The sequence below is a fragment of the Burkholderia sp. YIM B11467 genome, assembly GCF_052952715.1.
On record NZ_JBQVSQ010000020.1, the window covers coordinates 63,113 to 87,196 of the forward strand.

A 24,084-nucleotide genomic window follows, 5' to 3' on the forward strand; every position below is an offset into this window, starting at 1 on the left:
GATCTTGCGTTCGACATCAATCGCGGCGACGGCCGCGAATTCCTCTCCGGCCCCGGATCGCAGGGGCACGGCACCGCGTGACCGGCAGCCGGCGCCAACCGGCCACCCCGGGCACGCCATCCCGCCATCCCGCGCCTATCATGGCAAATATGCTCACCGCGATCGAGCGGGTTGGTCATCGACGGCCGGCGCGGCATTGCATAGATTCCCAAGGTTGGCGTGCTTATCCGCGCGCCAGCCCGCGCGCAGGCCGGCAACCGGCCGCGCGTTCCTATCAGCGTGAGACACAATCGAGCGTGGAGACGACACGATGAGCCTGTCAGAGCCATTGCGTCTGCATGTGCCGGAGCCCACCGGGCGCCCGGGCTGCAAGACGGACTTTTCCTATCTGCATCTATCGCCGGCCGGCGCGGTTCGCCGCCCGCCGATCGACGTTGCCGCGGTGGACACCGCCCATCTCGCCCGCAGCCTGGTGCGCGTGATCGACGACCGCGGCGAAGCCGTCGGCCCGTGGGCGCCGGACCTCGACGATGCGCGGCTGATTGCCGGGCTGCGCGCGATGCTCAAGACCCGCATCTTCGACGCGCGCATGATGATCGCGCAGCGCCAGAAGAAAATCTCGTTCTACATGCTGAGCCTCGGCGAAGAGGCGATCGGCACCGCGCACGCGATGGCGCTGCGCGACGGCGACATGTGCTTCCCGACCTACCGGCAGCAGAGCATCCTGATCGCGCGCGACGTGTCGCTCGAGCGGATGATCTGCCAGCTGATGTCGAACGAAGGCGATCCGCTGAAAGGCCGCCAGCTCCCCGTGATGTACTCGGATCGCGACGCGGGCTTTTTCTCCATTTCCGGCAATCTCGCGACGCAGTTCATCCAGGCGGTCGGCTGGGCGATGGCGTCGGCGATCAAGGGCGACACGAAAATCGCGTCCGCGTGGATCGGCGACGGCGCGACGGCCGAAGCCGACTTCCATACCGCGCTCACGTTCGCGCACGTGTACCGCGCGCCGGTCGTGCTGAACGTCGTCAACAACCAGTGGGCGATCTCGACATTCCAGGCGATCGCGGGCGGCGAAGGCACGACGTTCGCGGGGCGCGGCGTCGGCTGCGGGATCGCGTCGTTGCGCGTCGACGGCAACGACTTCCTCGCGATCTACGCGGCATCGAGCTGGGCGGCCGAACGCGCGCGCCGCAACCTCGGCCCGACGCTGATCGAGTGGGTGACGTACCGCGCGGGCGCGCATTCGACGTCCGACGACCCGACCAAGTACCGGCCGAGCGACGACTGGTCCCATTTTCCGCTCGGCGATCCGATCGACCGTTTCAAGCGCCACCTGATCGTCAAGGGCATCTGGTCGGACAGCGCGCACGAAGCGCTGACGGCCGAACTCGAGGCCGAGGTGATCGCCGCGCAGAAGGAAGCGGAGAAATACGGGACGCTGGCCGACGACCGGATTCCGTCGCCGGCCTCGATGTTCGACGACGTGTACAAGGAGCTGCCCGCGCACCTGCGCCGTCAGCGCCAGGAACTGGGAGCATGACCATGGCTCAACTCGAGACAGGCACGGCGGCGCAGCCGATGACGATGATCCAGGCGCTGCGCTCCGCGATGGACGTGATGCTCGGGCGCGACAGCGACGTGGTCGTGTTCGGGCAGGACGTCGGGTATTTCGGCGGCGTGTTCCGCTGTACCGAAGGACTGCAGAACAAATACGGAAAGTCGCGCGTGTTCGATGCGCCGATCTCGGAAGGCGGGATCGTCGGCGTGGCGGTGGGGATGGGCGCGTACGGGCTGCGCCCGGTATGCGAGATCCAGTTCGCCGACTATTTCTACCCGGCCTCCGACCAGATCGTGTCGGAAGGCGCGCGGCTGCGCTATCGCTCGGCCGGCCAGTTCATCGCGCCGATGACGATCCGGATGCCGTGCGGCGGCGGCATCTACGGCGGCCAGACGCACAGCCAGAGCCCGGAGGCGATGTTCACGCAGGTGTGCGGCCTGCGCACGGTGATGCCGTCGAATCCGTACGACGCGAAAGGGCTTCTGATCGCGTCGATCGAGAACGACGATCCGGTGATCTTCCTCGAGCCGAAACGGCTGTACAACGGGCCGTTCGACGGCCATCACGAACGGCCCGTCACGTCGTGGCTCAAGCATCCGGCGAGCGCGGTGCCCGAGGGCTACTACACGGTGCCGCTCGATACGGCCGCCGTGGTGCGGCCCGGCAACGACGTGACGGTGCTGACGTACGGCACGACCGTGCACGTCTCGCTCGCCGCGGCCGAAGAAACGGGCATCGACGCGGAAGTGATCGATCTGCGCACGCTGTGGCCGCTCGATCTCGACACGATCGTCGCGTCGGTGCGCAAGACCGGGCGCTGCGTCGTGGTGCACGAGGCGACCCGCACCTGCGGTTATGGCGCGGAACTGGTGTCGCTGGTTCAGGAACATTGCTTCTACCACCTCGAAGCGCCGATCGAGCGCACGACGGGTTGGGATACGCCGTATCCGCATGCGCAGGAATGGGCGTACTTTCCGGGGCCGGCCCGGGTTGGCGAAGCGTTGCGACGCGTGATGGAGGCGTGAGATGGGGATTCATGTCATCAAGATGCCGGATATCGGCGAAGGGATCGCCGAGGTCGAGCTGGTGGCCTGGCATGTGGAAGTCGGACAGACGATCAAGGAAGACCAGCCGCTCGCCGACGTGATGACCGACAAGGCGGCGGTCGAGATTCCGTCGCCGGTGACGGGGAAGGTGCTCGAACTCGGCGGCCGCATCGGCGAGATGATGGCGGTCGGCAGCGAGCTGATTCGTCTCGAAGTCGAAGGCGATGGCAACCTGAAGGCCGGCGCACCGGTGCGGGAAACAAAGGTAGAAACCTCACCGGTTGTGGCGGCAGCGTCGAAGCCGGTCGCCGACGTGCCGGCTGAAAAGCCTGCGGCGCCGCGTCATGACGCGAAACGTGCTCCCGCGGAACCGCGTCGGGCGGAACCTGCGGCGCAGCCGCGCGCGGCGCTCGCGCCGGGCGAACGGCCGCTCGCGTCGCCGGCCGTGCGTCAGCGCGCGTGGGACATGGGTGTCGAGCTGCGCTATGTGCGCGGCACGGGCGACGCAGGGCGGATCCTGCATACGGATCTCGATGCGTATGCGCGCACGGGCAGCGGTGCGGCGCGTGCATCGCAAGCGCACGGCTACGACGAACGCCACGACGAAACCGAAGTGCCGTTGATCGGCCTGCGGCGCGCGATCGCGCGCAAGATGCAGGAAGCGAAGCGCCGCATTCCGCACTTCAGCTACGTCGAGGAAATCGACGTCACCGAACTCGAATCGTTGCGTACCGACCTGAATCGTCGATACGGTGACACGCGCGGCCGCCTCACGCCGCTGCCGCTGCTGATCCGCGCGATGGTGATCGCGTTGCGCGACTTCCCGCAGATCAATGCGCGCTTCGACGATGAAGCGGGTGTCGTCACGCGTTACGGCGCGGTGCACATGGGCGTCGCGACGCAGACGGATGGCGGCCTCACGGTGCCCGTGCTGCGTCATGCCGAAGCGCGCGACGTGTGGTCGATCTCGGCCGAAATCGCGCGGCTCGCCGATGCGGTGCGCGCGAACCGTGCGCAGCGCGACGAACTCAGCGGCTCGACGATCACGATTTCGAGCCTCGGCGCGCTAGGCGGCATCGTGTCGACGCCGGTCATCAATCATCCCGAGGTCGGCATCGTCGGCGTGAACCGGATCGTCGAGCGGCCGATGATTCGCGACGGCGCGGTCGTCGCGCGCAAGATGATGAATCTGTCGTCGTCGTTCGACCATCGTGTCGTCGATGGCGCGGATGCGGCCGAATTCATCCAGGCCGTGCGCGGGGTGCTCGAACGCCCGGCACTGCTGTTCGTGGAGTGAGCGCGATGAAAAACGAACACACCACGCTGCTCGTGATCGGCGGCGGCCCGGGCGGCTACGTCGCCGCGATCCGGGCCGGCCAGCTCGGCATTCCGACCGTGCTCGTCGAGCGCGACCGGCTCGGCGGCACGTGCCTGAATATCGGCTGCATTCCGTCGAAGGCGCTGATCCACGTGGCCGATGCGTTCGAACAGGCGTGCGGCCAGGCCGGCGAAGGGGCACTCGGGATTCGCGTGCGCACGCCCGAGATCGACATCGCGCAAAGCGTCGCGTGGAAGGATGGCATCGTCGACCGGCTGACGCGCGGCGTCGGCGCGCTGCTCAAGAAGAACGGCGTGCGCGTGCTGCATGGCGACGCGCGCGTGATCGACGGCAAGACCGTCGAAGTCGTCTCGGGCGGCCACTCGGCGCAGATCAGTTGCGAGCACCTGTTGCTCGCGACCGGCTCCGAGCCGGTCGAACTGCCGTCGATGCCGTTCGGCGGACCTGTCGTGTCGTCCACCGAAGCCCTGTCGCCCACGACGTTGCCGAAGCGGCTGGTCGTCGTCGGGGCCGGGTATATCGGGCTCGAGCTCGGGATCGTCTACCGCAAGCTCGGCGTCGACGTCAGCGTCGTCGAAGCGGCGGAGCGCGTGTTGCCTGCGTACGATGCCGAACTCGCGCGGCCGGTTGCCGATTCGCTCGCGCGGCTCGGTGTCCGGCTGTGGCTCGGCCACAAGGTGCTCGGGCTCGCGGAGAACGGCGCGGTGCGCGTGCAGGCGGCCGACGGCGCCGAGCAGGCGCTGCCAGCCGATCGCGTGCTGGTCGCGGTCGGTCGCCGGCCGCGCGTCGACGGCTTCGGGCTCGAGTCGCTGCGGCTCGATCGCAACGGCCGCGCGCTGCGGATCGACGACGAATGCCGGACGTCGATGCGCAACGTCTGGGCGATCGGCGACGTCGCCGGCGAACCGATGCTCGCGCATCGCGCGATGGCGCAGGGGGAAATGGTGGCCGAGCTGATCGCCGGCCGGCGCCGCAAGTTCATGCCTGCGTCGATTCCGGCCGTGTGCTTTACCGATCCCGAGATCGTGACGGCCGGCTGGTCGCCGGACGACGCGCATGCGGCCGGCGTCGATTGCGTGAGCGCGTCGTTCCCGTTCGCGGCGAACGGACGCGCGATGACGCTGCAGGCGACCGACGGGTTCGTTCGTGTGGTCGCGCGGCGCGACAATCACCTGATCGTCGGCTGGCAGGCCGTCGGGCGCGGTGTGTCGGAACTGGCCGCGGCGTTTTCGCAATCGCTGGAGATGGGCGCGCGGCTGGAGGACATCGGCGGCACGATCCACGCGCACCCGACGCTCGGCGAAGCGCTGCAGGAGGCCGCGCTGCGTGCGCTCGGGCACGCGTTGCATGTTTGACGCCGGCATCTGACACGGAGACGCCGATGCGCAACGCGCGCATCGGCGGCTTTCCGGTTGCCGCACCGGTGCCGGTGTAGAAGCGGATCTAAAACGGCTGCCCGCGCGTGCGCCTTTTGTCAGGGAAGCGCGCGGGGTTCAACGTGTTGCGCCGTCACATCACGATAAAACGCATCGACTATCTGAGATAACCCCGGTTGTTCGAGTGATAGCAGCCCGCGTTCTCCAGCATCGCGACCTTGACCGGCACATGGCGAATGCGCGCGAGGAACGGCTCGCTCGGATGCAGCGGCGTCCGGCGGTCCGCGGCCGGTTGTGTGAGCAGGATCGGGCCCACGGTAAAGTCCTCCGGCTCGACCGCCGGCCGGACATCAATAGCCATTCAACGGGATGGGGTACGATCGGAGTGGCTATTCGACGCGCACATGGGCGACAAACCGATGCGCGGAGTGCTCCGAAGCCGGCAGCACCGCGAGACCGTTTCGAGATATGCAACGCGTGCGGCTTGTAATTTTTCGAGATGAGGGAAGGTTGTCTGCGCCGGGTCGGCCGACCATCATGTGGAAAGCCGGAAACCGGGCCGCTTCCGGCCCGCCAACGCAGGCTTCACACGGAAGAACCGGACATGAAACTGCTGCTCGTCGGCGCGACCGGACTCGTCGGGCGCCACGTCCTCGAAGTCGCGCTCGCTGATCCGCGGGTCGATCATGTGATCGTCCTCGCGCGCCGGCCGTTGTCGCCGCATCCGAAGATGCGCGCGCTGGAGGTCGATTTCGATCATCTGCCTGGCGAGGCCGACTGGTGGCAGGCCGATGCCGTGATCTGCACGCTCGGCACCACGATGCGGGCCGCCGGCTCGCAGGCGGCATTCCGGCGCGTCGATCACGACTATCCGCTGGCGGTCGCGCGGCTCGCACACCGGTACGGCACGCCGACTTACGTCCTGAATTCCGCACTCGGCGCGGATTCGGCGTCGCGCATCTTCTACAACCGTGTCAAGGGCGAGGTCGAGCAGGCGCTCGCCGGTGTCGGGTTCGCGTCGCTCACGTACGTGCGGCCGGGCCTGATCGGCGGCAGCCGCGATGAATTCAGGGTCGGCGAGCGGATGCTGGTGTTCGCGCTGAACGTCGCGCAACCCGTGTTGCCGGCGAAGTGGCGCGTGAACCCCGCGCGGAAAATCGCCCGCGCGCTGCTCGACGCGGCGCTCGACGCGCGGCCGGGCGTGCAGGTCGTCGCATCGGACCGGCTGGTCTGAAGCGGAAGGGGGGCGGCGCGCCGGCTATTGGCTCGTGAAGCCGTCAAGCCCGCCGAACCGTTCGGCGAGCGCTGCGGTGAATGCATCCAGCGCTTCGCTGCCGTCGGAGTTCCTCGGCGTCGCGAGCTGGAATTCGACCGTGTGGCTCAGCTTGCTCGCGAGCAGCCTGCGCATCTTCCCGGCGGCCACCCATGGCGCCGCGACGTGGTCGGGCAGGAAGCCGACATGCGCGCCGGACAGGATGAAGATCACGTCGGCATCGACGTTCTCGGAGAACGCGGTCGGCTGCGCGTTGCGCAGCGCCGCACCCGACGTGTTCGTCTTGTAGAGCCGCGCGACGTTGCTCGTGCGCGCGATGTCGTTGACCGACACGGTCTTCTTCGCGAACAGCGGATGCCGGGCGCCGCAATGCAGCGACTGGTGTTCGACGAACAGCGGTGCATAGTGCAGCCCGGCCTGGTGGCCCGAAAAGTAGCCGATCGCGAGCTGCAGCTCGCTCTTCAGCAACCTGCGCTCCAGCTCGTCGGGCGGCACCGCGATCATCTCGATCAGCACGTCCGGCGCCTGCTCGCGAAAGCGGCCGACGGCCGCCGCGATCGATTCGACAATGTCCGGCGCGAGCCGCTCGGACAGGCCGATGCGCAACTCGCCGAGCAACGTACCCGACACGTGCTGCGTATCGCGCGTGAACACGTCCATCGCCTGCAGGAGCCGCCGCGTCGACTGCAGCACACGTTCGCCTTTCGGCGTCAGCCGGAACCCGCTTTTGCCGCGGTCGCACAGCCGGAACCCGAGACGGGTCTCGAGCTTGGCCATCTGCGTGCTGATCGTCGACGGCGCCATCCCGAGCGTACCCTGCGCGGCGCTGAAGCCGCCGCTTTCGACGATCGTCAGGAACAGCCGCAGCAACTGCAAATCCATGTCTCTCAGTCGGGTCAGCATGGTGATACATCGCGTTTCGTGAAGTCAGCTTATGTTAGTTCATATTTTTCGTCGGATGCGCTGACGGCAGAATCGGGCACGAGGTCGCCGGCAGCGCGACCGTGTCCCCTTCAGACAGGAATCCGACGATGAGCCAGAACGATCTCGCGTTCACGCGCGACAGCCTCTACGGCACACAAGCCGAACCGACCTTCGCGGGCGCGACGAGCTTCATGCGCCGGCGTTTCAGCCGCGATCTCGATGGCGTCGACCTCGCGATCACCGGTGTGCCGTTCGATTCCGCCGCATCGCACCGGCCCGGCACGCGCTTTGGCCCGCGCGGGTTGCGGATCGCGTCGACCGGCATCGCGTGGGAGCGCCCGTGGCCGTGGTCGTTCGATCCGTTCGACGTGCTGGCCGCGGTCGACTATGGCGATTGCGCATTCGATCTCGGGCAGCCCGAATCGGTGCCGGGCGCGATCGAGCGGCATGCCGAGGCGATCCTCGCGCGCGGCTGCGCGATGCTGACGCTCGGCGGCGATCACTTCATCACGTATCCGCTGCTGAAGGCGCATGCGAAGGTGCACGGGCCGCTGTCGCTCGTGCATTTCGATGCGCATACCGACACGTGGCCCGACCGCGACGTGAAGCGTATCGATCACGGGACGATGTTCTATCACGCGGCGCGCGAAGGGTGGGTCGTGCCCGAGCGGTCGGCCCAGGTCGGCATCCGGACCACCAACGACGAACCGATGGGATTCGACATCCAGGATGCGCGCCGCGTGCATGCGTCGACGCCCGCCGCGGTCGCCGCGCGCATTCGCGAGCGCGTCGGCGATCATCCCGTGTACCTGACCTTCGATATCGACTGTCTCGACCCGGCGTTCGCACCGGGCACCGGTACGCCGGTCGCGGGCGGGCTGTCGAGCCATCAGGCGTTCGAGATCCTGCGGCACCTGGAAGGCATCAACCTGATCGGCATGGATGTGGTCGAGGTGTCGCCGCCGTATGATCATGCGGAAATCACGTCGCTGGCCGGCGCGACGATCGCGCTGGAACTGATCTGCCTGTATGCGTCGCGCCGTCGCGGCGCGCGGTGACGGCGGGCGTCGGCCGAATTTCGGCGCATCATCGATTCGTAAAACTGTTTCGTCATACAAAGCAATAGCGCGATCGCGACACCTGCGCTGACCTACGATGGAAACATTGCTTCCATCGTTCGCCGAACCGTGTGCACCCACTACCGCGCCCCCGGCGAAGACCCGGGCATCAGTGAACTGAAGATCGGCATCGGCGATCTGTACCGCCGCGACCCGTGGGCACCCGATGTCTATCCCGACTACGCGGCGCCGCTTGCGCGCGCCGACGGCGACGGCCTTGCGGTCGTTGCGGCCGTGTTCGGCTTCTGGCCGAAATTCATGCAGCCCGAACGGATCGACGAGAACGGCCGGAAAAGCAGGAAGCTCGACACGGTGAACGCGCGGGCTGAAACGGTCGGCTCGTCGCGGCTGTACGGCAACGCCTGGCGCAACGGCCAGCGCTGCCTGATCCCGGTGCGCTGGATCTGCGAGCCGTGCTACGAGAGCGGCCGCAACGTGTGGCACCGGATCGGCGTCGACGGCTGGCAACCGTGCTGCGTCGCCGGCATCTGGCGACGCTACGAAGGCGGCGACGGCCGCGCATGCGTCGGCATGGCGATGCTCACGGTGAACGCCGACGACCATCCGCTGTTCTCGCGGATGCATCGGCCCGGCGACGAGAAGCGGGGCGTCGTGATCCTGCGCCGCGACGACTACGACGAATGGCTGCACGCGCGCGACATCGAAGTTGCGCGGCGCATGCTGAACCTGCTCCCCGCCGCCGACATGACGGCCGCGCCCGATCAGGCGCCTTCCACCGGCGCCTGACCTTTCATTTTTCCAACCTCCGATCGGCGGCAAAACCAGCCCGACGCATCCCAATTGTTCGGACAATTTCTAAAATGGATCGATACCGGGTAATCACCGATATCTCGCAAGTTGTATATACAAGATCATCCGCTGGCAATGTCGGCACACGTCGTGTCGCTTGCGCGCCAGCGTGCAGACCGTGCGTGCGTGGCGCATGCCGGCGATCCACGGCGCCCCGCACCCGAAGAGCCGAAAGGGCGGCTCGCAGATTCCTGTCTTGTTCAAACCATTCGCGATCCTGAGTATTTTGGAGATTTCCCCGTGTCAACGAATCCCAGTGGAAAAGCCGGCGGCCTGATCGAGGTACGCTCGATCGACTTCATTCCCGACGCCGAGCGCCACGGCGGCTTGCTGAGCCAGTTCACGCTGTGGCTGTCGGCCAACATGCAGATCACGGCCATCGTCACGGGCGCGCTCGCGGTCGTGCTCGGCGGCGACGTGTTCTGGTCGCTGGTCGCGCTGCTGCTCGGCCAGCTCGTCGGCGGCGCGGTGATGGCGCTGCACGGCGCGCAAGGGCCGCAGCTCGGGCTGCCGCAGATGATTTCGAGCCGCGTGCAGTTCGGCGTGTACGGCGCGATGATCCCGATCGTGCTCGTGTGCCTGATGTACATCGGCTTTTCCGCAAGCGGCTCGGTGCTGGCCGGGCAGGCCGTCGCGCAGCTGCTGCACGTCGACGACGCGGCCGGCATCCTGCTGTTCGCGGCCGTGATCGTCGTGCTGACCGTGTTCGGCTATCGCGCAATCCACTTCGTCGGCCGGATCGCGAGCGTGGTCGGCATCGTCGCGTTCGTCTACATGTTCTCGCAGCTGTTCGCGAACCACGATATCGGCGCGCTGCTCGCGAACAAGCATTTCTCGCTCGCGAGCTTCCTGCTGTCGATGTCGCTGTCCGCGTCGTGGCAGATTGCATTCGGCCCGTACGTGGCCGACTATTCGCGCTACCTGCCACGCTCGACGTCGTCGGTCGCGACGTTCCTCGCGGTCGGCCTGGGTTCCGTGATCGGCGCGCAGGCGGCGATGGTGTTCGGCGTGTTCGCGGCCGCGCTGGCCGGCGGCCAGTTCGCGCACCACGAAGTGTCGTATATCGTCGGCCTCGGTTCGACGGGCGCCGTGGCCGCGCTGCTGTACTTCAGCATCGCGTTCGGCAAGGTGACGGTGACGGCGCTCAACGCGTACGGCAGCTTCATGTCGATGGCGACCATCGTCAGCGGTTTCCGCGGCAAGGGTGCCGTGTCGTCGAAGAGCCGTCTCGTCTACATCTTCGGGATGATCTGCGTGTCGACGCTGATCGCCCTCGCGGGCCGTCATTCGTTCCTGAAGGAATTCACCGCGTTCATCCTGTTCCTGCTCGCGTTCTTCACGCCGTGGAGCGCGATCAACCTGGTCGACTACTACTGCTTCACGCGCTCGCGCTACGACGTGCCGGCGCTGTCCGATCCGGATGGCCGCTACGGCCGCTGGAACGTGATGGCGATCACGATCTACGTGGTCGGCATCCTGGTGCAACTGCCGTTCATGTCGACGCACATCTATACGGGGCCGCTCGTCGACGCGCTCGGCGGCACCGACATCTCGTGGATCCTCGGCCTGATCGTACCGGCCGTGCTGTATTACGTCGCCGCGCGTGCGTCACGACGCAGCATCCCCGAACGCCTGATCCTGCCGATCGAGCGCGGCGAAGTTCACCACTGACCACGCGCATCGCGCATCGGGCCGGCGCGCTGCCGGCCTGAGCGTCGCGCCGAGCCTGGCGCCGCCTGCATCAGGCTCTCCCCCACATTCACTTTCCCGCGATGCCGGTGCGGCGCGACTGCCGCGCCCGGCGTCGTTTCATTCTCTTTCTATTGAATAGTATGACTAAACAAATGAAAGCCCGCGGCAGCGATTCCCGGGTGTGGCCGGTGCACGCCGGTCTTCGCATGACGGTGGCGGCCGCGTGTCTCGCCGGATCGGGCGCCGCGCTCGCGCAGGACGGCGTCACGCTGTACGGCGTGATCGACGAATTCGCGCAGTACGTGAATACCGGCAACGGCTATACGGCGGCGATCGGCTCGGGTGGTCAGTGGGGCAGCCGGTTCGGGCTGAAGGGCGGCGAGGATATCGGCGGCGGGCAGAAGATCGAGTTCGCGCTGGAGAACGGCTTCAACCCGAACGACGGTTCGCTGGCGAGTTCGGGCAACATGTTCAACCGGCAGGCGTGGGTCGGCGTCGCCGGGCAGTGGGGCAAGGTGCGCGCGGGCCGCCAGAATTCGCCGCTGTTCAACGACCAGGGCGGGCAGGACGCGTTCGGCGGCGTCACGCAGGCGTCCGGCATGGACAACCTGACCGTGTTCGCGTTCCGCACCAGCAACACGCTGTCGTACCAGAGCCCGGAGATCGCCGGTTTCCAGGGCGGGCTGTATTTCGGGTTCGGCGATGCGGGCGGCGTGCGCTCGGCCGGCTCCAGCCAGCAGTTCGACCTGACCTACGAGCACGGGCCGTTCGCGGCGTTCGTCGCGGGCCAGTGGCTGAAGAACGCAACGGCGACCACCACCGATCGCACGATCATGGCCGGCGCGTCGTACGCGATCGGCAAGGCGACCGTGTACGGCGGTTTCTCCGCGGTGAAGTGGGCCGACTTCGGGATCGATTCGCGCGTGTACGGGCTGTCGGTCAAATACCAGTTCAACCCGGCCAACTATGTCGCGCTCGGTTACGCATATCTGCACGACCAGTCGTCGCAGGGCAACAATGCGGACCAGCTCGGGCTGATGTACGAGTACGACCTGTCGAAGCGCACGAGCTTCTACGGCGCGCTGTCCTACCTGCGCAACCGCAACCAGGCCGGCTACACGCTCGCCGGCGCGGCGAACCCGGGCCTGCCGCTCGCGTATCCGGGCGCGAATGCGCGCGGCGTGCAGCTCGGCATCGTGCATCGCTTCTGACGATGGCGACGCGCCGGGCCGTGTGTGCCTGGCGCCTTCCTCGGGCGCGTTCGCGCCCTTACTTCCCCAGCCGCTCCGCGAGCGAATAGCGCTGCATGCAGCGCTCCATCGCGTCGAGAAACGCGTGCTCGGCCGCGTTCATCTTGCGGTCGCGATGCCACAGCAGGAACACGTCGACATCGACGAGTCCGTCCTCCGGCGGCAATCGCCACAGCCGCTGCTGCGCGATGTCGTCGCGCACGATGTGCTCGGGCAGGCAGCCGATTCCGTAGCCCGCGAAGATCAGCCGCCGCACTTCCTCGAGGCTCGGCGACGACGCGACGATGCGCCCCGTGAAGCCCTTCTGGTCACGGAACACGGTGAGCGGCGACAGGCTGTCGCCGATCTGGTCGCTCGTGAACGACACGAAATTTTCCGCGAGCAGATCGTCCATCCGCAGTTGCGTCTGCCCGAACAACCGGTGATGGCGGCCGCAGTAGATCGCATAACGCTGGCGCAGGAAGCAGCGCATCTCCAGCTTGTCGTGCGGCGTGCGGCACAGGCCGAGCCCGGCCGTGGCCGTCTTTTGCAACAGCGACGACAGGATGTCCGACGAGCGCATCACCTCGATCTGCAGGTCGATGCGCGGGTATGCGCGATGGAAGTCCGCGAGGAACTCGTCGTAGACGGGCGACTCGATGCGGCTCACCGTCAGCAGCCGGATCGACCCGGTCAGGTCGGCCGTGCTGTCGTCGATTTCCGTTTCGAGGCGCGAGATGCCGCCGTAGATGTCGCTCGCGATCCGGTACACGGCTTCGCCGGCCGGCGTCGGCGCGAAGTGCGCGCCGCGCCGCTCGATCAGCCGGCGCTCGAGTGCGTCCTCGAGCCGCCGCAACGCCTGGCTCACGGCCGGCTGCGTGACGTGCAGGCGCGCGGCCGCGCGGCTCACGCTGCGCTCCTGCATGATCACCAGGTAGGTGCGCAGCAGGTTCCAGTCGAGGCGGTCGTTCAGGAACGGGGCGAGGTCGGGGCGCATCGGGTCTCCGGGCGAGGCGTTGAAGCGAACATTAGTTAAATTTATATGGTGAATAATAACTTGAAATTTGACTAATGATTTGCGGTCGCCGATAAAGGAGGGGTGCCGCAGCGTGCGGCGCGAGGCCGCGCCAGACGGCTGCCATCACGATATTGCGCGTCGCGCCGCAGCGGCGCGCGTCAGGAGCCCGCATGACCCAGTCCCTTTCTTCCACCCGCCAGCCGGGACGCGCCGCGATGGCCGCGTTCATCGGCACGATGATCGAGTGGTACGACTTCTACATCTACGCGACCGCTGCCGCGCTCGTGTTCGGCGAACTCTATTTCCCGTCGCACGACCCGTTCGTCAGCACGATGGCGTCGTTCGCGACGTTCGCGGTCGGCTTCTTCGCGCGCCCGCTCGGCGGCGTCATCTTCGGCCATCTCGGCGATCGCATCGGCCGCAAGAAGGCGTTGATGACGACACTGATGATGATGGGCGTCGCGACCGTCTGCGTCGGGCTGCTGCCCGATTATTCGAAGGTGGGCGTGCTCGCGCCGGTGCTGCTCGTCGCGTTGCGCGTCGTGCAGGGGATCGCGGTCGGTGGCGAATGGGGCGGTGCGGTGCTGATGGCGGGCGAGCACGCGCCGCAGGGGCGCCGCACGTTCTTCGCATCGTTCGCGCAGCTCGGCAGCCCGGCCGGGCTGATCCTGTCGCTGATCGCGTTCCGCGCGGTCACGTCGATGGACAAGGCCGACTTCCTCGCGTGGGGCTGGCGCCTGCCGTTTCTCGCGAGCTCGGTGCTGCTCGTGGTCGGCATCCTGATCCGGCTCGGCGTGAACGAGTCGCCGGAATTCGCGCGCGTGAAGGAAGCGAACCGCACGGTGAAGCTGCCGGTCGCCGAAGTGTTCCGTTCCGCGTCGGGGCTCGTGTTCCTCTGCATCGGCGCGAACACGATCGGGATCGCGGGCGTCTATTTCACGAACACGTTCATGATCGCGTACACGACGCAGTACGTCGGCGTATCGCGTTCGCTGATCCTCGACAGCCTGTTCGCGGTCGCGATCATCCAGTTCGTCGCGCAGCCGATCGCCGCATGGACCGCGGAGCGCATCGGCGGCGCACGCTTCCTGAAGCTCGCGGCGCTGCTCGCGATGCTGTCGCCGTATCCGATGTTCATGCTCGTGCAGGGCGGCACGTCCGTGTCGCTCGTCGCGGGCATCGCGCTCGCGGTCGTGTGCATGGCCGGTTTCTATTCGGTGATCGCGGGTTTCGTGAGCGAGGTGTTTCCCGCGCATGTGCGCTATTCGGCGATCTCGCTCGCGTACCAGATCTGCGGCGCGCTCGCGGGTGGCCTGACGCCGCTCGTCGGCACGTGGCTCGCGCATCGCTTCACGGGCCAATGGTGGCCGCTCGCGGTGTTCTACACGTGCCTCGCCGGCATCTCGCTGCTTTGTATCGTCGCGCTCGACGCGCGCCGGGCGGCGCAGCCGGCCGCCGCCGAAGCGCTCGGCTCGCATTGAATATCAACGAAAGCATTCATCCGGAGTACGTATGGAACACCTGCTGGAAATCGACGGCGCCCGTCTGTGGCAGAGCCTGGCGGACATGGCGCGCGTCGGCGCGACGCCGCGCGGCGGCGTGCGGCGCCTCGCGCTCACCGACGACGACCGGCGCGGGCGCGACCTGTTCGCGCAGTGGTGCCGCGACGCGGGGATGACGGTGAGTGTCGACGCAGTCGGCAACCTGTTTGCGCGGCGAGACGGCGCCGATGCGCACGCCGCGCCGGTGCTGATCGGCAGCCATCTCGACACGCAGCCCGAAGGCGGCCGCTTCGACGGTGTCTACGGCGTGCTCGCCGCGCTGGAACTCGTGCGCACGCTGAACGACGCGGGCATCGTGACCGGCAAGCCGCTGGAGATCGTGTCCTGGACCAACGAGGAGGGCGCGCGTTTCGCGCCGGCGATGCTCGGTTCGGCCGTGTTCACGGGCGCGTTGCCGCTCGCCGATGCGCTCGCGAAGCAGGACGCCGACGGCGTCACGCTCGGCGCGGCCCTCGATGCATGCGGCTATCGCGCCACACGCACGACGGGCGGCGCGGTCGATGCGTATTTCGAGGCGCATATCGAACAGGGGCCCGTGCTCGAGGCGAACGGCACGACGATCGGCATCGTCACGGGCGGGCAGGCGATCCGCTGGCTCGACGTGACGGTGACGGGCGTGGCCGCGCATGCGGGCACGACGCCGATGCCGTATCGCAAGGATGCGTATTTCGCGAGCGCGCAGATGGCGCTCGAACTGGAGCGGATCGTCTCTGGTTATGCGCCGCGCGGCCTTGCGACGATCGGGCAGGTCGGCATCCGCAACGCGTCGCGCAACACCATTGCCGGCGACGTGACGTTCACGGTCGACCTGCGTCATCACGACGATGCCGAAGTCGATGCGATGGAGCGCGACCTGCGCGAGGCGTGCACGCGTGTCGCTGCGGCGCGTGGCGTGCAGGTCGCGATCGACACCTGCTGGCGCAGCCCGGCGACGCCGTTCGATCGCGACTGCGTGGAACAGGTCGCGCAAGCGGCCGCCGCGTTCGGCTACACGAACGAACGGATCGTCAGCGGCGCCGGCCACGACGCGATCCTGCTCGCGCGCCGCTTTCCGACCGCGATGGTGTTCATCCCGTGCGTCGACGGCCTGTCGCACAACGAGGCCGAGGATGCGCTGCCCGACGACGTGACGCGCGGCACGAACGTGCTGCTCCACGCGGTGCTGGCGCGTGCAGGCGTCGCGGCGAGCGTCGAAGCTGAAGCCACCGCGCCGGGTGCATGACGCGGCGAACCGACGAGGACGAACGATGAAAACCTACTTCCATCCCGAACAACTGCTGCACCATCCGCGCAGCTACCTGTCGCGCGGCCAGATGCGCGAACCGCAGGAAGTGCCCGAGCGCGCGGCGCGCCTCGTTGCAGCCGTCCGGTCGCTCGACTTCGACGTGTGCGAGCCGGCCGACCGCGGCACCGCGCCGATCACGGCCGTGCACGACATGAACTACCTGCGCTTTCTCGAGGACGCGCACCGCGACTGGAAACAGATGCCCGACGACTGGGGCGACGAAGTGATGTCGAACGTGTTCGTGCGCGATCCGAACCCGCTGCGCGGCGTGCTCGCGAAAGCCGCACGCTACCTCGCCGACGGCAGTTGCCCGATCGGCGCGAACACGTGGCGCGCCGCGTACTGGTCCGCGCAAGGTGCACTCGCGGCTGCTGCCGACGTCAACGACGGCGCACGCGAAGCGTACGCGTTGTGCCGGCCGCCCGGCCATCACGCGCGCCGCGACGCGGCCGGCGGCTTCTGTTACCTGAACAATGCGGCGATCGCCGCGCAGTCGCTGCTCGGCCGCCATCGCCGAGTCGCGATCCTCGACACCGACATGCATCACGGGCAGGGCGTGCAGGAGATCTTCTACGGCCGCGACGATGTGCTGTACGTATCGATCCACGGCGACCCGACCAACTTCTACCCGGTCGTCGCGGGCTACGAGGAAGAGACGGGTGCGGGCGCGGGCGACGGCTTCAACCTCAACCTGCCGATGCCGCACGGTTCGCCGGAATCGGCGTTCTTCGCACGGCTCGACGACGCGCTGCGTGCGCTCGCGCGGTTCCAGCCCGATGCGCTCGTGCTCGCGCTCGGCTTCGACATCTACAAGGACGACCCGCAATCGCAGGTCGCCGTCACGACCGACGGGTTCGGGCGGCTCGGTGGCGCGATCGGCGCGCTTGGCCTGCCGACGGTGATCGTGCAGGAGGGCGGTTATCACCTCGAAAGCCTCGATGCGAATGCGCGTGCGTTCTTCGGCGGGTTCGCCGCCGCGCGCTGATCGATTCAGCAGGGGCCGGATCGGGTGCGCGCGGCTTCACGTTTTCCGCGCGCACGCGGATAATTCGCGCATATGCTGGACGATTGCACGAAGGAGGGCCGAACGATGAACGCAACCGGCCGAATCAAACACGGCACGCTCGCGCTCGCGGCGCTGGGCGCATGGTCGCTCGCCGGCGGTACCGAGCCGTCGATTCCGCTGCGGGTCAGTCTCACCATTCCGGAAATCTGTACGATCGGCGCGGGCGCGCGCGAGGCCGCCGATGCGGACATGCCGAGCGTCAGCTGCGTGCATGGCACGCCGTTCGTGCTGAGCCGCGCACCGCTGCCAGACGTGCGAACGGCGCCGCGCAGCGTCGGTGCGGGCGCGCCGCCCGCGTGGACCGTCACGTTCTGAACGGCTCCCTTTCCCGCTAGAAGCTGATCGTCGCGGTGATCTTGTCGCTGTAGTTGCCGGGCGCGGGCGTGGTCTGCGCCGGTACCGCGCCGTATACGGTCACGACCTGCGACGTGCCCGTGCCGACGCCCGTGACCGTCGAGCTGCCGCCCGTGCCGTCGCCCCACGCGATCGAGCGCGCGGCGTCCGTGTAAAGCCCGTAACCGATCGTGCCGCCGCCGCCGCTGCGCTGCATCTGGCGCGCCGTCACATTGCCGGTGCCGCCGCCGTCCAGCGCGATCTTCCATGAGTCGCCGTTCGTGCATTGCGCGGTGATCGAGCCGGTCGCCGCGAGTGCGCCGGACAGCAGGCTCGCTGTGCCGAAGCTGACGTTGGTCGCGCTGATGGTGCAGTTGTTGGTGACGTCCGCGGTCGCCGTGAACGGGAAGGTGCCGTTCGACGTCGTCAGCGATGCGCAGGTCGGCGCGCCGAGCAGGTAGAACCCCGTGTTGATCGACGTCGTGGTGCCGCTGAACAGCTGCGAGTAGGTCGTGGTGCTGTTGCCGGTGGTCGGCACGGTCGGCTGGTTCGCGGCGATCTGCCCATACACCGTGACCGTCGCGCTTGCGCTCGTCGCGAGCGCGGGTTTGGTGAGCGTCACCGACGCGGGCGTCGTGCCGGAATACACGGAACCCCACGCGACCGAATGCGCGCCATCGAGATAGAGGTCGTACTGCATCGCGTTGCCGCCGTTGACGAGGCTGCGCGGGCTCGTGCCGCCGAGATTCAGGCACACGAGCACGTTCGGCGTCAGCGTGACGGCGGACCACGTGCACGTGACGCTGACGGTGCCGGTCGCGGTGACCGACGCGAGCGAGATCGGGCTGACCAAGCCGAAGCTCACCGTCGACGCGGTGGCCGTGCACGATTCGGCCTGCGCGTGGCGCGGCACGCCGCACCACGCGGCGAACGCGATTGCGAGCAGCAGGACGAGCCTCATGGCGCGGCCCGGCAGGTGAGCGGGCCGACGGTCGGCAGCGTGCCGTTGCCGGGCGTCGTGAACGCGAATTCCGCGACGCAGCGTTGTGTGCCGTAGTCGATCACGAGATGGTTGTCCTCCTTCAGTCCGTCGATGAACGTGAGCCCGTCGTAGCCGACGATCGTGTCCGCGCCGCTTTCGGCGTGATGCACGCGCGCGCCGGCCGGCAGCGGGCGGCCGGCCGCGTCGCGCAGGATCACCGACGCCGCGCGATAGCGCGATACGCCAAAATGCGCGACGACGCCCGATTGCGCCTGCGGCACGACCGTCATCGACGTGCGGGCGATTCGCGCATCGGCGGGCAGCTTCATCGAATCGATCGCGACCTGGTTGTTCTGGTACGCGTTCAGGTCGGGCACGAGCAGGTGTCCGGCGCGATCGGTCGTGCCGATCACGCGATTCTCGTGCAGCACCGGAATGCCCGCGACGCCGTCGGTCGACACGAGCGCGAAGCCGTCGTCGATCCGGCGCGACAACTGCAGGCTGCTATCCATGAACACCAGCGCGCCGCTGACGTCGAGCGACGCGCCGGTCTGGCGGTCGATGGTCTGCGCGGCCGCGATGACCTCGCCCGCATGGCCGAGATAGCGCAACTGCGCTTGCCGATACGGCACCGCGCCGGTGCCGCCGGTCTGCGCACCCCAGCCCCAGCCGCCGTCGTAGTCGGGCGGGCGGCTCGCGTCGACGGTGTAGTTCGACTGGCCGCGCTGGCGGCCGACGGTCGCGTTGATCGACGTGTTGCGGCCGAGCCCGATGTTCAGCGACACGAACGCGCCGTTCGTGCCCTGCTGCGCGAAATCGCGGTAGGCGCTCACGCTCAGCGACGCGAGATCGCCGAGGCTCAGCGTGTACGACACCGTGCCGATCCGCGCGCTCGGGCCTTGCGGCAGCCGGAAGCCGATATAGCTGAGCGACAGCGTCTGGCGGTGCATGAACGGCAGCGCGAGCGTCGCCTGGTCGGTCGCCGACGGCACCGACGCGCCTTCGCGCGACGCGAGATCGCCGTAGCGGCCGAAGGCGCGGATGGTCTGCGCGTTGATCGAGAAGCGCGGTGCGATCAGCTGGTAGCCGACGCTCACCTGCGTGCCCGGATAACGGCCGACGCTGCCCGCGACCGCGCCGCTCACGACGCCCGCATAACCGAGACGCATCAGCGCGCCGACGCCGGTGTTGAGTACGCCGCCGGCCGCTTCCGCATGCCCCTCGACGGTCAGCGCGTCGCTGACGCCGCGCCGCATCGAGCCGCTGACGGCTGGCCGCGCGTCGTAGTCGAACGACTGCAGCCCATAGTTGCGGCGCAGGAAGCCGGCTTCGAACGAATAGCTCGACAGCCCGGGGGACAGCATGCGCGTATCGACGTAGAGCGGCACCGAGGTCGCGACGGTGCGCCCGAGCGCGTCGCGCGTGATGACGGTCGCCTGGCCGGCGCCCGTGATACCCGGCACGTCGTGGATGATGAACGGGCCGCTCGGCACGTTGCCGGTGTACTGGCGCACGTTGTTGATGTACAGGTCGACCGCCGACGGCACGGCGGCGGAGCCCGCGAGCGACGGGATCGGGAACGTCACGAGATCGGGCCGCAGCGCGAAGTTGCTGCGCCACTGGAAGCCGCCGAGGCGCACCGCGCGCGTCCACGCGAGCGATCCCGAGATCGCGTCGCCGATCTGCGTCGTGCTCGGCCGTGCCGGGTCCGAATGGCTCCACGATGTCTCGAAGCGCGTGTAACGCCGCTCGCCGTTGTAGAAGGTCGCGGTGCCGGTGCTATTGAACACGCCGTTCGGATCGAAGTAGCGCACGTCGGTGTAGAGCGAGAACTGCCAGTCGCCGATCGTCTGCGCGTATGCCTCGTAGTTGATCGCGATCCCGCGCGACGCGGTGGCCGCCTGCGTGGCCGGCAACGCGCGGCTGTCGACCGCGTACGGGCGGCGCAGCGTGTCGGGCATCTGCAGGTCGACGCTCTGGCGCGCCACGTCGTAGCGGTAGCGCAGGCCGGGAATCGTGTCGAGATCGACCGTCGCCGCGTCGGCGATGCCGAGCCGGTCGGTCGCGAAACCGATCGTGCGCAGGTCGGCGCCGCTCGCAGACAGGTGGCCGTCGCGTTCGCGGAAGTGCGCGAGCAGCGCCGTGTTTTCGCCGTTGACGCTGACTTCGAGGATCACGTCGTGCACGCTGTCGGTCATCACGAGCGCCGTGGGTTCGTCCGCGCGCGCGTAGCCGGGGGCGAGCAGGCCGCTGACCACGGCGGCCGCGAGCACGGCGCGCGCCGCGCGTCGCGGCGTTCCGCGTCCGATGGCCGGAAACGGGCCGGCGCGTGGCGAAGGGGAAGGGGCCGGGCGGCGCACCGGCGGTCTAGCCCGGCGGCTCCACCGCGACGACCGCGCTGGCCGGCTGCGAATTGACGGCCGCGCGCACCGTGACCTTGCCGCCGAGCGCGACGCCGGCCGGCAGCGGCACGCTCCACTGGCTGGTGCGGCCCGCGAGCGCGTAGCCGAGCAGCCCGTGCGTAAGCGGGTACGCGTGGCCGTCGCCGGTCACGAGCTCGACCGACGCCAGCTGCGCGCGGCGCGCGCCGCCGTTGCGCACGCGCAGCACCCAGCCGCCGTTGCTGCGCAGCAGCGTCCAGTCGAGCTGCGGCGCGCCGTTGATCGCGGGCTCGACGAATACCGGAATCGAGTAGCGCAGCCGGATCGACACACCGTTGGTCGATGCCTCGCCTGGCTGCGGCAGCTCGTCGATCAGCAGCCGGTAGCTTTGCTCGATACCGGACGGCGTGCGCGACGCGCGCACGACACGGATCAACTGCTCGGACTGCGTGCCGACCTCGATCAGCGGCGGGCTCGCGACGAGATCCTGCGTGGGCGTCAGCCTGTCCTGGCCGTCGGCCTGGTCCCAGCGGAACACGCGCACCTGCCCGTACACGGGGCGCTCGCCCGAATTGCGCAGCGTGATGCCGGTGGCCGTGTCGTCGGTGCCGAATTCGATCGTGACGGGGGAAATCTGCAGCGACGCGGCGTGCGCGGCGCCGGCCGCGCACAGCAGCGCGGCGAGCGTTCGACGTATTGCGGTCATGCGAGGCGGCGCCGGTCAGAAGTAAACGGTTGCGGTGACGGTCGTCTGATAGGTGTCGGGCTTCGGCGTCGTCTGCGTGGGCACCTGACCGTAGACGGTGAATGACTGCGCGGTGCCCGAGCCGGTGCCGGCCACCGTGTCGGTGCCTTGCGTGTTGCCCCAGATCGTCGTGTGTCCGGCATCCTGGTAGAGCTGGAAGCCGACGGTCGTCGACGTGTTGCCGGTTGCCGTGCCGGCCATCAGGCGGCTCGAGACGGTCGACCCCGCGACCTGGCCCGCGTCGAGACCGACGTTGTACGGTGTCGTATTGGTGCAGGTGACGCTCAAGGTCGTCTGCTGGTTGAGCGCGGCGGACAGCACGCCGTTGGTGCCGAACGCCAGCGGATTCGCGGTGATCGCGCAGTTCGGCTGCAGCGTCAGCGTGACGTTGAAGGTGGAGGTTGCAGTGCCGTTCGAATAGGTGGCCGCGTCGGCGGCGGGCGTCGCAAGGCCGATTGACAGTGCGAGCGACAAAACCGTGGAAGCGATGGCGACTTTCACAATGGTCCCCCGTCGATTTGTTTTTCATTGGATTTGTGCCGCGCGTTGTTTGCCACGACTTCATTAATCCTGATACGAATCGGCGAGTCTTTCAATCTCAAAGTTCGAGTTGTCTCATTTTGTCACGGTCGAATTTTTCTTTATGTTAATAAAGACTGGAAGCATTGCGTTTTTTGATCTTGTCTTGCGCGATTCGGGTGAAAGTTTTGCCTGCGAAACGGCAACGTGGTCGTGACTCATGTAGGGTGTGACACGATTTTCATGAATAACATCGATTATTGAATCATTTAATAAAAATCGGAAACCAATGCGCTTGATGGAATGGGTTGGCGGCGAATCATTTGAGCGGATTGAACCGATTCCAGTAGTCCGGTGAATGGATTTGATTTTCGCGGCGACGGAGTGCAGCGATATTCCGGATTTTTTGATTGAAGAATCGGAGATTACGGATTGACAGCTGAAAACGAAAACGGCCGCATTGCGCGGCCGTAGGCAGGTGGACACTATTGGACGCCGGTCCGACGTATCGCGATTACGAATTCGCGGTGGCCGGCGCGCGGCGGCGCTGCGCAATCTGCAGCATGACGAGCGCGAGTCCGGCTGCGGCGATCAGCCCGCCGACGAGCGGCACCGCCGCGTAGCCGAAGCCGGCCGAAATCGCCGCACCGCCGGCTGCCGCGCCGACCGCGTTGCCGAGGTTGAACGCGCCGATGTTGACCGCCGATGCGAGCCCCGGCGCTTCGTGGGCCGCGCGCATCACGCGCATCTGCAGCGGCGGCACGACCGCGAACGTCGCGACACCCCAGACGAGCAGCGTGACGGCGGCGCCCGCATGCGTGCTGGCGAGCAGCGGGAACGCGGCCATCGTCGCGATCAGCAGTAACAGGAAACCGATCAGCGTGCTGTCGAGCGAGCGGTCGGCGAGGCGGCCGCCCGCGATGTTGCCGATCGAGAAGCCGACACCGATCAGCACGAGCATCGCGGTCATGAAACCGGGCGTCGCGCCGGTCAGGTGTTCGAGCGTCGGCGCGACATACGTGTAGAGCGTGAACATCGCACCGGCGCCGAGCACCGTCGTCCCGAGCGCGCCGAGCACGATAGGCCGTGTCAACACCGACAGTTCGGCACGCAGGTTGGGCATCTTGCCGGCTTCGCCCTTCGGCAGCGCGGCGAACAGGCCGGCGATCGCGATCAGGCCGAGGCCCGCGGTCGCCACGAACGACATGCGCCAGCCGATGATCTGGCCAAGCCAGGTCGCGGCCGGCACGCCGCCGACGTTCGCGATCGTCAGCCCCATGAACATCGTCGCGACCGCGCTGGCCTGCTTTTCGCGCGGCACGAGGCTGGCCGCGACCACCGAGCCGAGCCCGAAGAACGCGCCGTGGTTGAGGCTCGTCACGAGGCGCGCGAGCAGCAGCGTCGTGTAGTCCGGCGCGACGGCCGACAGCAGGTTGCCGATCGTGAAGATCGACATCAGCGCGATCAGCGCCGAACGGCGCGACCAGCGCGCGAGCAGCAACGTCATCAGCGGCGCGCCGACCATCACGCCGATCGCATAGGCGCTGATCAGCATGCCGGCCTGCGGGATCGACACGTGCACGCCGTCGGCGATCACGGGCAGCAGGCCCATCGGCGAGAACTCGGTCGTGCCGATGCCGAACGCACCGGCGGCGAGCGCCAGCAGCGGCAGCGCGGCACTGCCGCCCGGGCGGGAAGGGGAAGAAGTCGTGGCGTTCACGCGATGGGCTCCGGTATTCGAGAGGCAACGGCACGGAGCCGTTGCGGATAGCGCGAAGTGTGCCCGCATTACTTTTGCGGAAAAAGCCGCGTTGGAAGGAAATTA

At 67.7% G+C, this 24,084-nt stretch carries 21 protein-coding genes; 13 read left to right on the top strand and 8 right to left on the bottom strand.

Annotated elements, in window-relative coordinates; genetic code table 11:
• Positions 1 to 310: 310 nt before the first annotated feature.
• The 4 genes from ACTRWB_RS36990 to lpdA are packed head-to-tail and all read left to right on the top strand — an operon-like array spanning position 311 to position 5,301.
• Complete coding sequence (locus ACTRWB_RS36990) at positions 311 to 1,543, top strand: 3-methyl-2-oxobutanoate dehydrogenase (2-methylpropanoyl-transferring) subunit alpha (RefSeq protein ID WP_412022142.1); 1,233 nt, start codon at positions 311 to 313, stop codon at positions 1,541 to 1,543.
• A complete protein-coding gene (locus ACTRWB_RS36995) occupies positions 1,540 to 2,586 on the top strand; it encodes an alpha-ketoacid dehydrogenase subunit beta (protein WP_129514173.1) in 1,047 nt (348 codons plus the stop codon). Before ACTRWB_RS36990 ends, ACTRWB_RS36995 begins: the two co-directional genes overlap by 4 nt.
• A 1-nt stretch (position 2,587) precedes the next feature.
• Complete coding sequence (locus tag ACTRWB_RS37000) at positions 2,588 to 3,904, top strand: dihydrolipoamide acetyltransferase family protein (RefSeq protein WP_446904816.1); 1,317 nt, start codon at positions 2,588 to 2,590, stop codon at positions 3,902 to 3,904.
• A gap of 5 nt (positions 3,905 to 3,909) precedes the next feature.
• Positions 3,910 to 5,301: a dihydrolipoyl dehydrogenase gene (lpdA, locus tag ACTRWB_RS37005; RefSeq protein WP_412022140.1), complete on the top strand. Its 1,392-nt coding sequence runs from the start codon at positions 3,910 to 3,912 to the stop codon at positions 5,299 to 5,301.
• Positions 5,302 to 5,479: 178 nt separating this feature from the next.
• On the opposite strand, the gene ACTRWB_RS37010 is transcribed toward lpdA, so the two are convergent.
• The gene (locus tag ACTRWB_RS37010; protein WP_446904817.1) at positions 5,480 to 5,683 is read right to left on the bottom strand and encodes a hypothetical protein; all 204 of its coding nucleotides are present in this window, start codon (positions 5,681 to 5,683) and stop codon (positions 5,480 to 5,482) included.
• A gap of 243 nt (positions 5,684 to 5,926) precedes the next feature.
• Between ACTRWB_RS37010 and ACTRWB_RS37015 the strand changes: the two genes are divergently transcribed.
• Complete coding sequence (locus ACTRWB_RS37015; protein ID WP_446904818.1) at positions 5,927 to 6,556, top strand: NAD-dependent epimerase/dehydratase family protein; 630 nt, start codon at positions 5,927 to 5,929, stop codon at positions 6,554 to 6,556.
• Positions 6,557 to 6,580: 24 nt separating this feature from the next.
• On the opposite strand, the gene ACTRWB_RS37020 is transcribed toward ACTRWB_RS37015, so the two are convergent.
• Complete coding sequence (locus ACTRWB_RS37020; RefSeq protein ID WP_446904819.1) at positions 6,581 to 7,498, bottom strand: LysR family transcriptional regulator; 918 nt, start codon at positions 7,496 to 7,498, stop codon at positions 6,581 to 6,583.
• 128 nt (positions 7,499 to 7,626) lie between these two features.
• On the opposite strand from ACTRWB_RS37020, the gene speB reads away from it, so the two are divergent.
• The 4 genes from speB (at position 7,627) to ACTRWB_RS37040 (ending at position 12,350) form a co-directional block, all read left to right on the top strand.
• Positions 7,627 to 8,577: an agmatinase gene (gene speB / locus ACTRWB_RS37025; protein ID WP_446904820.1), complete on the top strand. Its 951-nt coding sequence runs from the start codon at positions 7,627 to 7,629 to the stop codon at positions 8,575 to 8,577.
• 129 nt (positions 8,578 to 8,706) lie between these two features.
• Positions 8,707 to 9,384 carry an SOS response-associated peptidase family protein gene (locus ACTRWB_RS37030; protein WP_446904821.1) on the top strand — a complete coding sequence of 226 codons (678 nt, stop codon included), beginning with the start codon at positions 8,707 to 8,709 and terminating at the stop codon, positions 9,382 to 9,384.
• Positions 9,385 to 9,687: 303 nt separating this feature from the next.
• Positions 9,688 to 11,118 (top strand): purine-cytosine permease family protein, encoded by a 1,431-nt coding sequence (locus tag ACTRWB_RS37035; RefSeq protein WP_419686858.1) that lies wholly within the window; start codon positions 9,688 to 9,690, stop codon positions 11,116 to 11,118.
• A gap of 161 nt (positions 11,119 to 11,279) precedes the next feature.
• The gene (locus ACTRWB_RS37040) at positions 11,280 to 12,350 is read left to right on the top strand and encodes a porin (RefSeq protein WP_446904822.1); all 1,071 of its coding nucleotides are present in this window, start codon (positions 11,280 to 11,282) and stop codon (positions 12,348 to 12,350) included.
• 58 nt (positions 12,351 to 12,408) lie between these two features.
• On the opposite strand, the gene ACTRWB_RS37045 is transcribed toward ACTRWB_RS37040, so the two are convergent.
• Positions 12,409 to 13,365: a LysR family transcriptional regulator gene (locus tag ACTRWB_RS37045; protein WP_446904823.1), complete on the bottom strand. Its 957-nt coding sequence runs from the start codon at positions 13,363 to 13,365 to the stop codon at positions 12,409 to 12,411.
• Between the two features lie 191 nt (positions 13,366 to 13,556).
• Between ACTRWB_RS37045 and ACTRWB_RS37050 the strand changes: the two genes are divergently transcribed.
• The 4 genes from ACTRWB_RS37050 to ACTRWB_RS37065 all read left to right on the top strand — a co-directional run bounded on the left by ACTRWB_RS37050 (position 13,557) and on the right by ACTRWB_RS37065 (position 17,614).
• On the top strand, positions 13,557 to 14,867 hold the full coding sequence (locus ACTRWB_RS37050; protein ID WP_446904824.1) for an MFS transporter: 1,311 nt from the start codon (positions 13,557 to 13,559) through the stop codon (positions 14,865 to 14,867).
• Between the two features lie 31 nt (positions 14,868 to 14,898).
• A complete protein-coding gene (locus tag ACTRWB_RS37055) occupies positions 14,899 to 16,170 on the top strand; it encodes a Zn-dependent hydrolase (protein WP_446904825.1) in 1,272 nt (423 codons plus the stop codon).
• Between the two features lie 25 nt (positions 16,171 to 16,195).
• The gene (locus ACTRWB_RS37060; protein ID WP_446904826.1) at positions 16,196 to 17,218 is read left to right on the top strand and encodes a histone deacetylase family protein; all 1,023 of its coding nucleotides are present in this window, start codon (positions 16,196 to 16,198) and stop codon (positions 17,216 to 17,218) included.
• A gap of 105 nt (positions 17,219 to 17,323) precedes the next feature.
• The gene (locus ACTRWB_RS37065) at positions 17,324 to 17,614 is read left to right on the top strand and encodes a hypothetical protein (protein WP_129514186.1); all 291 of its coding nucleotides are present in this window, start codon (positions 17,324 to 17,326) and stop codon (positions 17,612 to 17,614) included.
• Positions 17,615 to 17,630: 16 nt separating this feature from the next.
• On the opposite strand, the gene ACTRWB_RS37070 is transcribed toward ACTRWB_RS37065, so the two are convergent.
• The 5 genes from ACTRWB_RS37070 to ACTRWB_RS37090 form a co-directional block, all read right to left on the bottom strand.
• The gene (locus ACTRWB_RS37070) at positions 17,631 to 18,593 is read right to left on the bottom strand and encodes a Csu type fimbrial protein (RefSeq protein WP_446904827.1); all 963 of its coding nucleotides are present in this window, start codon (positions 18,591 to 18,593) and stop codon (positions 17,631 to 17,633) included.
• Entirely contained in the window at positions 18,590 to 20,974 is a 2,385-nt protein-coding gene (locus tag ACTRWB_RS37075) for a fimbria/pilus outer membrane usher protein (protein ID WP_446904828.1), read from the bottom strand. Before ACTRWB_RS37075 ends, ACTRWB_RS37070 begins: the two co-directional genes overlap by 4 nt.
• Before the next feature lie 7 nt (positions 20,975 to 20,981).
• Positions 20,982 to 21,701, bottom strand: coding sequence for a fimbrial biogenesis chaperone (locus ACTRWB_RS37080; RefSeq protein WP_129514189.1), 720 nt, complete (start codon positions 21,699 to 21,701; stop codon positions 20,982 to 20,984).
• A gap of 15 nt (positions 21,702 to 21,716) precedes the next feature.
• On the bottom strand, positions 21,717 to 22,214 hold the full coding sequence (locus tag ACTRWB_RS37085; RefSeq protein WP_226800118.1) for a Csu type fimbrial protein: 498 nt from the start codon (positions 22,212 to 22,214) through the stop codon (positions 21,717 to 21,719).
• Positions 22,215 to 22,773: 559 nt separating this feature from the next.
• On the bottom strand, positions 22,774 to 23,979 hold the full coding sequence (locus tag ACTRWB_RS37090) for an MFS transporter (RefSeq protein WP_446904829.1): 1,206 nt from the start codon (positions 23,977 to 23,979) through the stop codon (positions 22,774 to 22,776).
• Positions 23,980 to 24,084 lie beyond the last annotated feature (105 nt).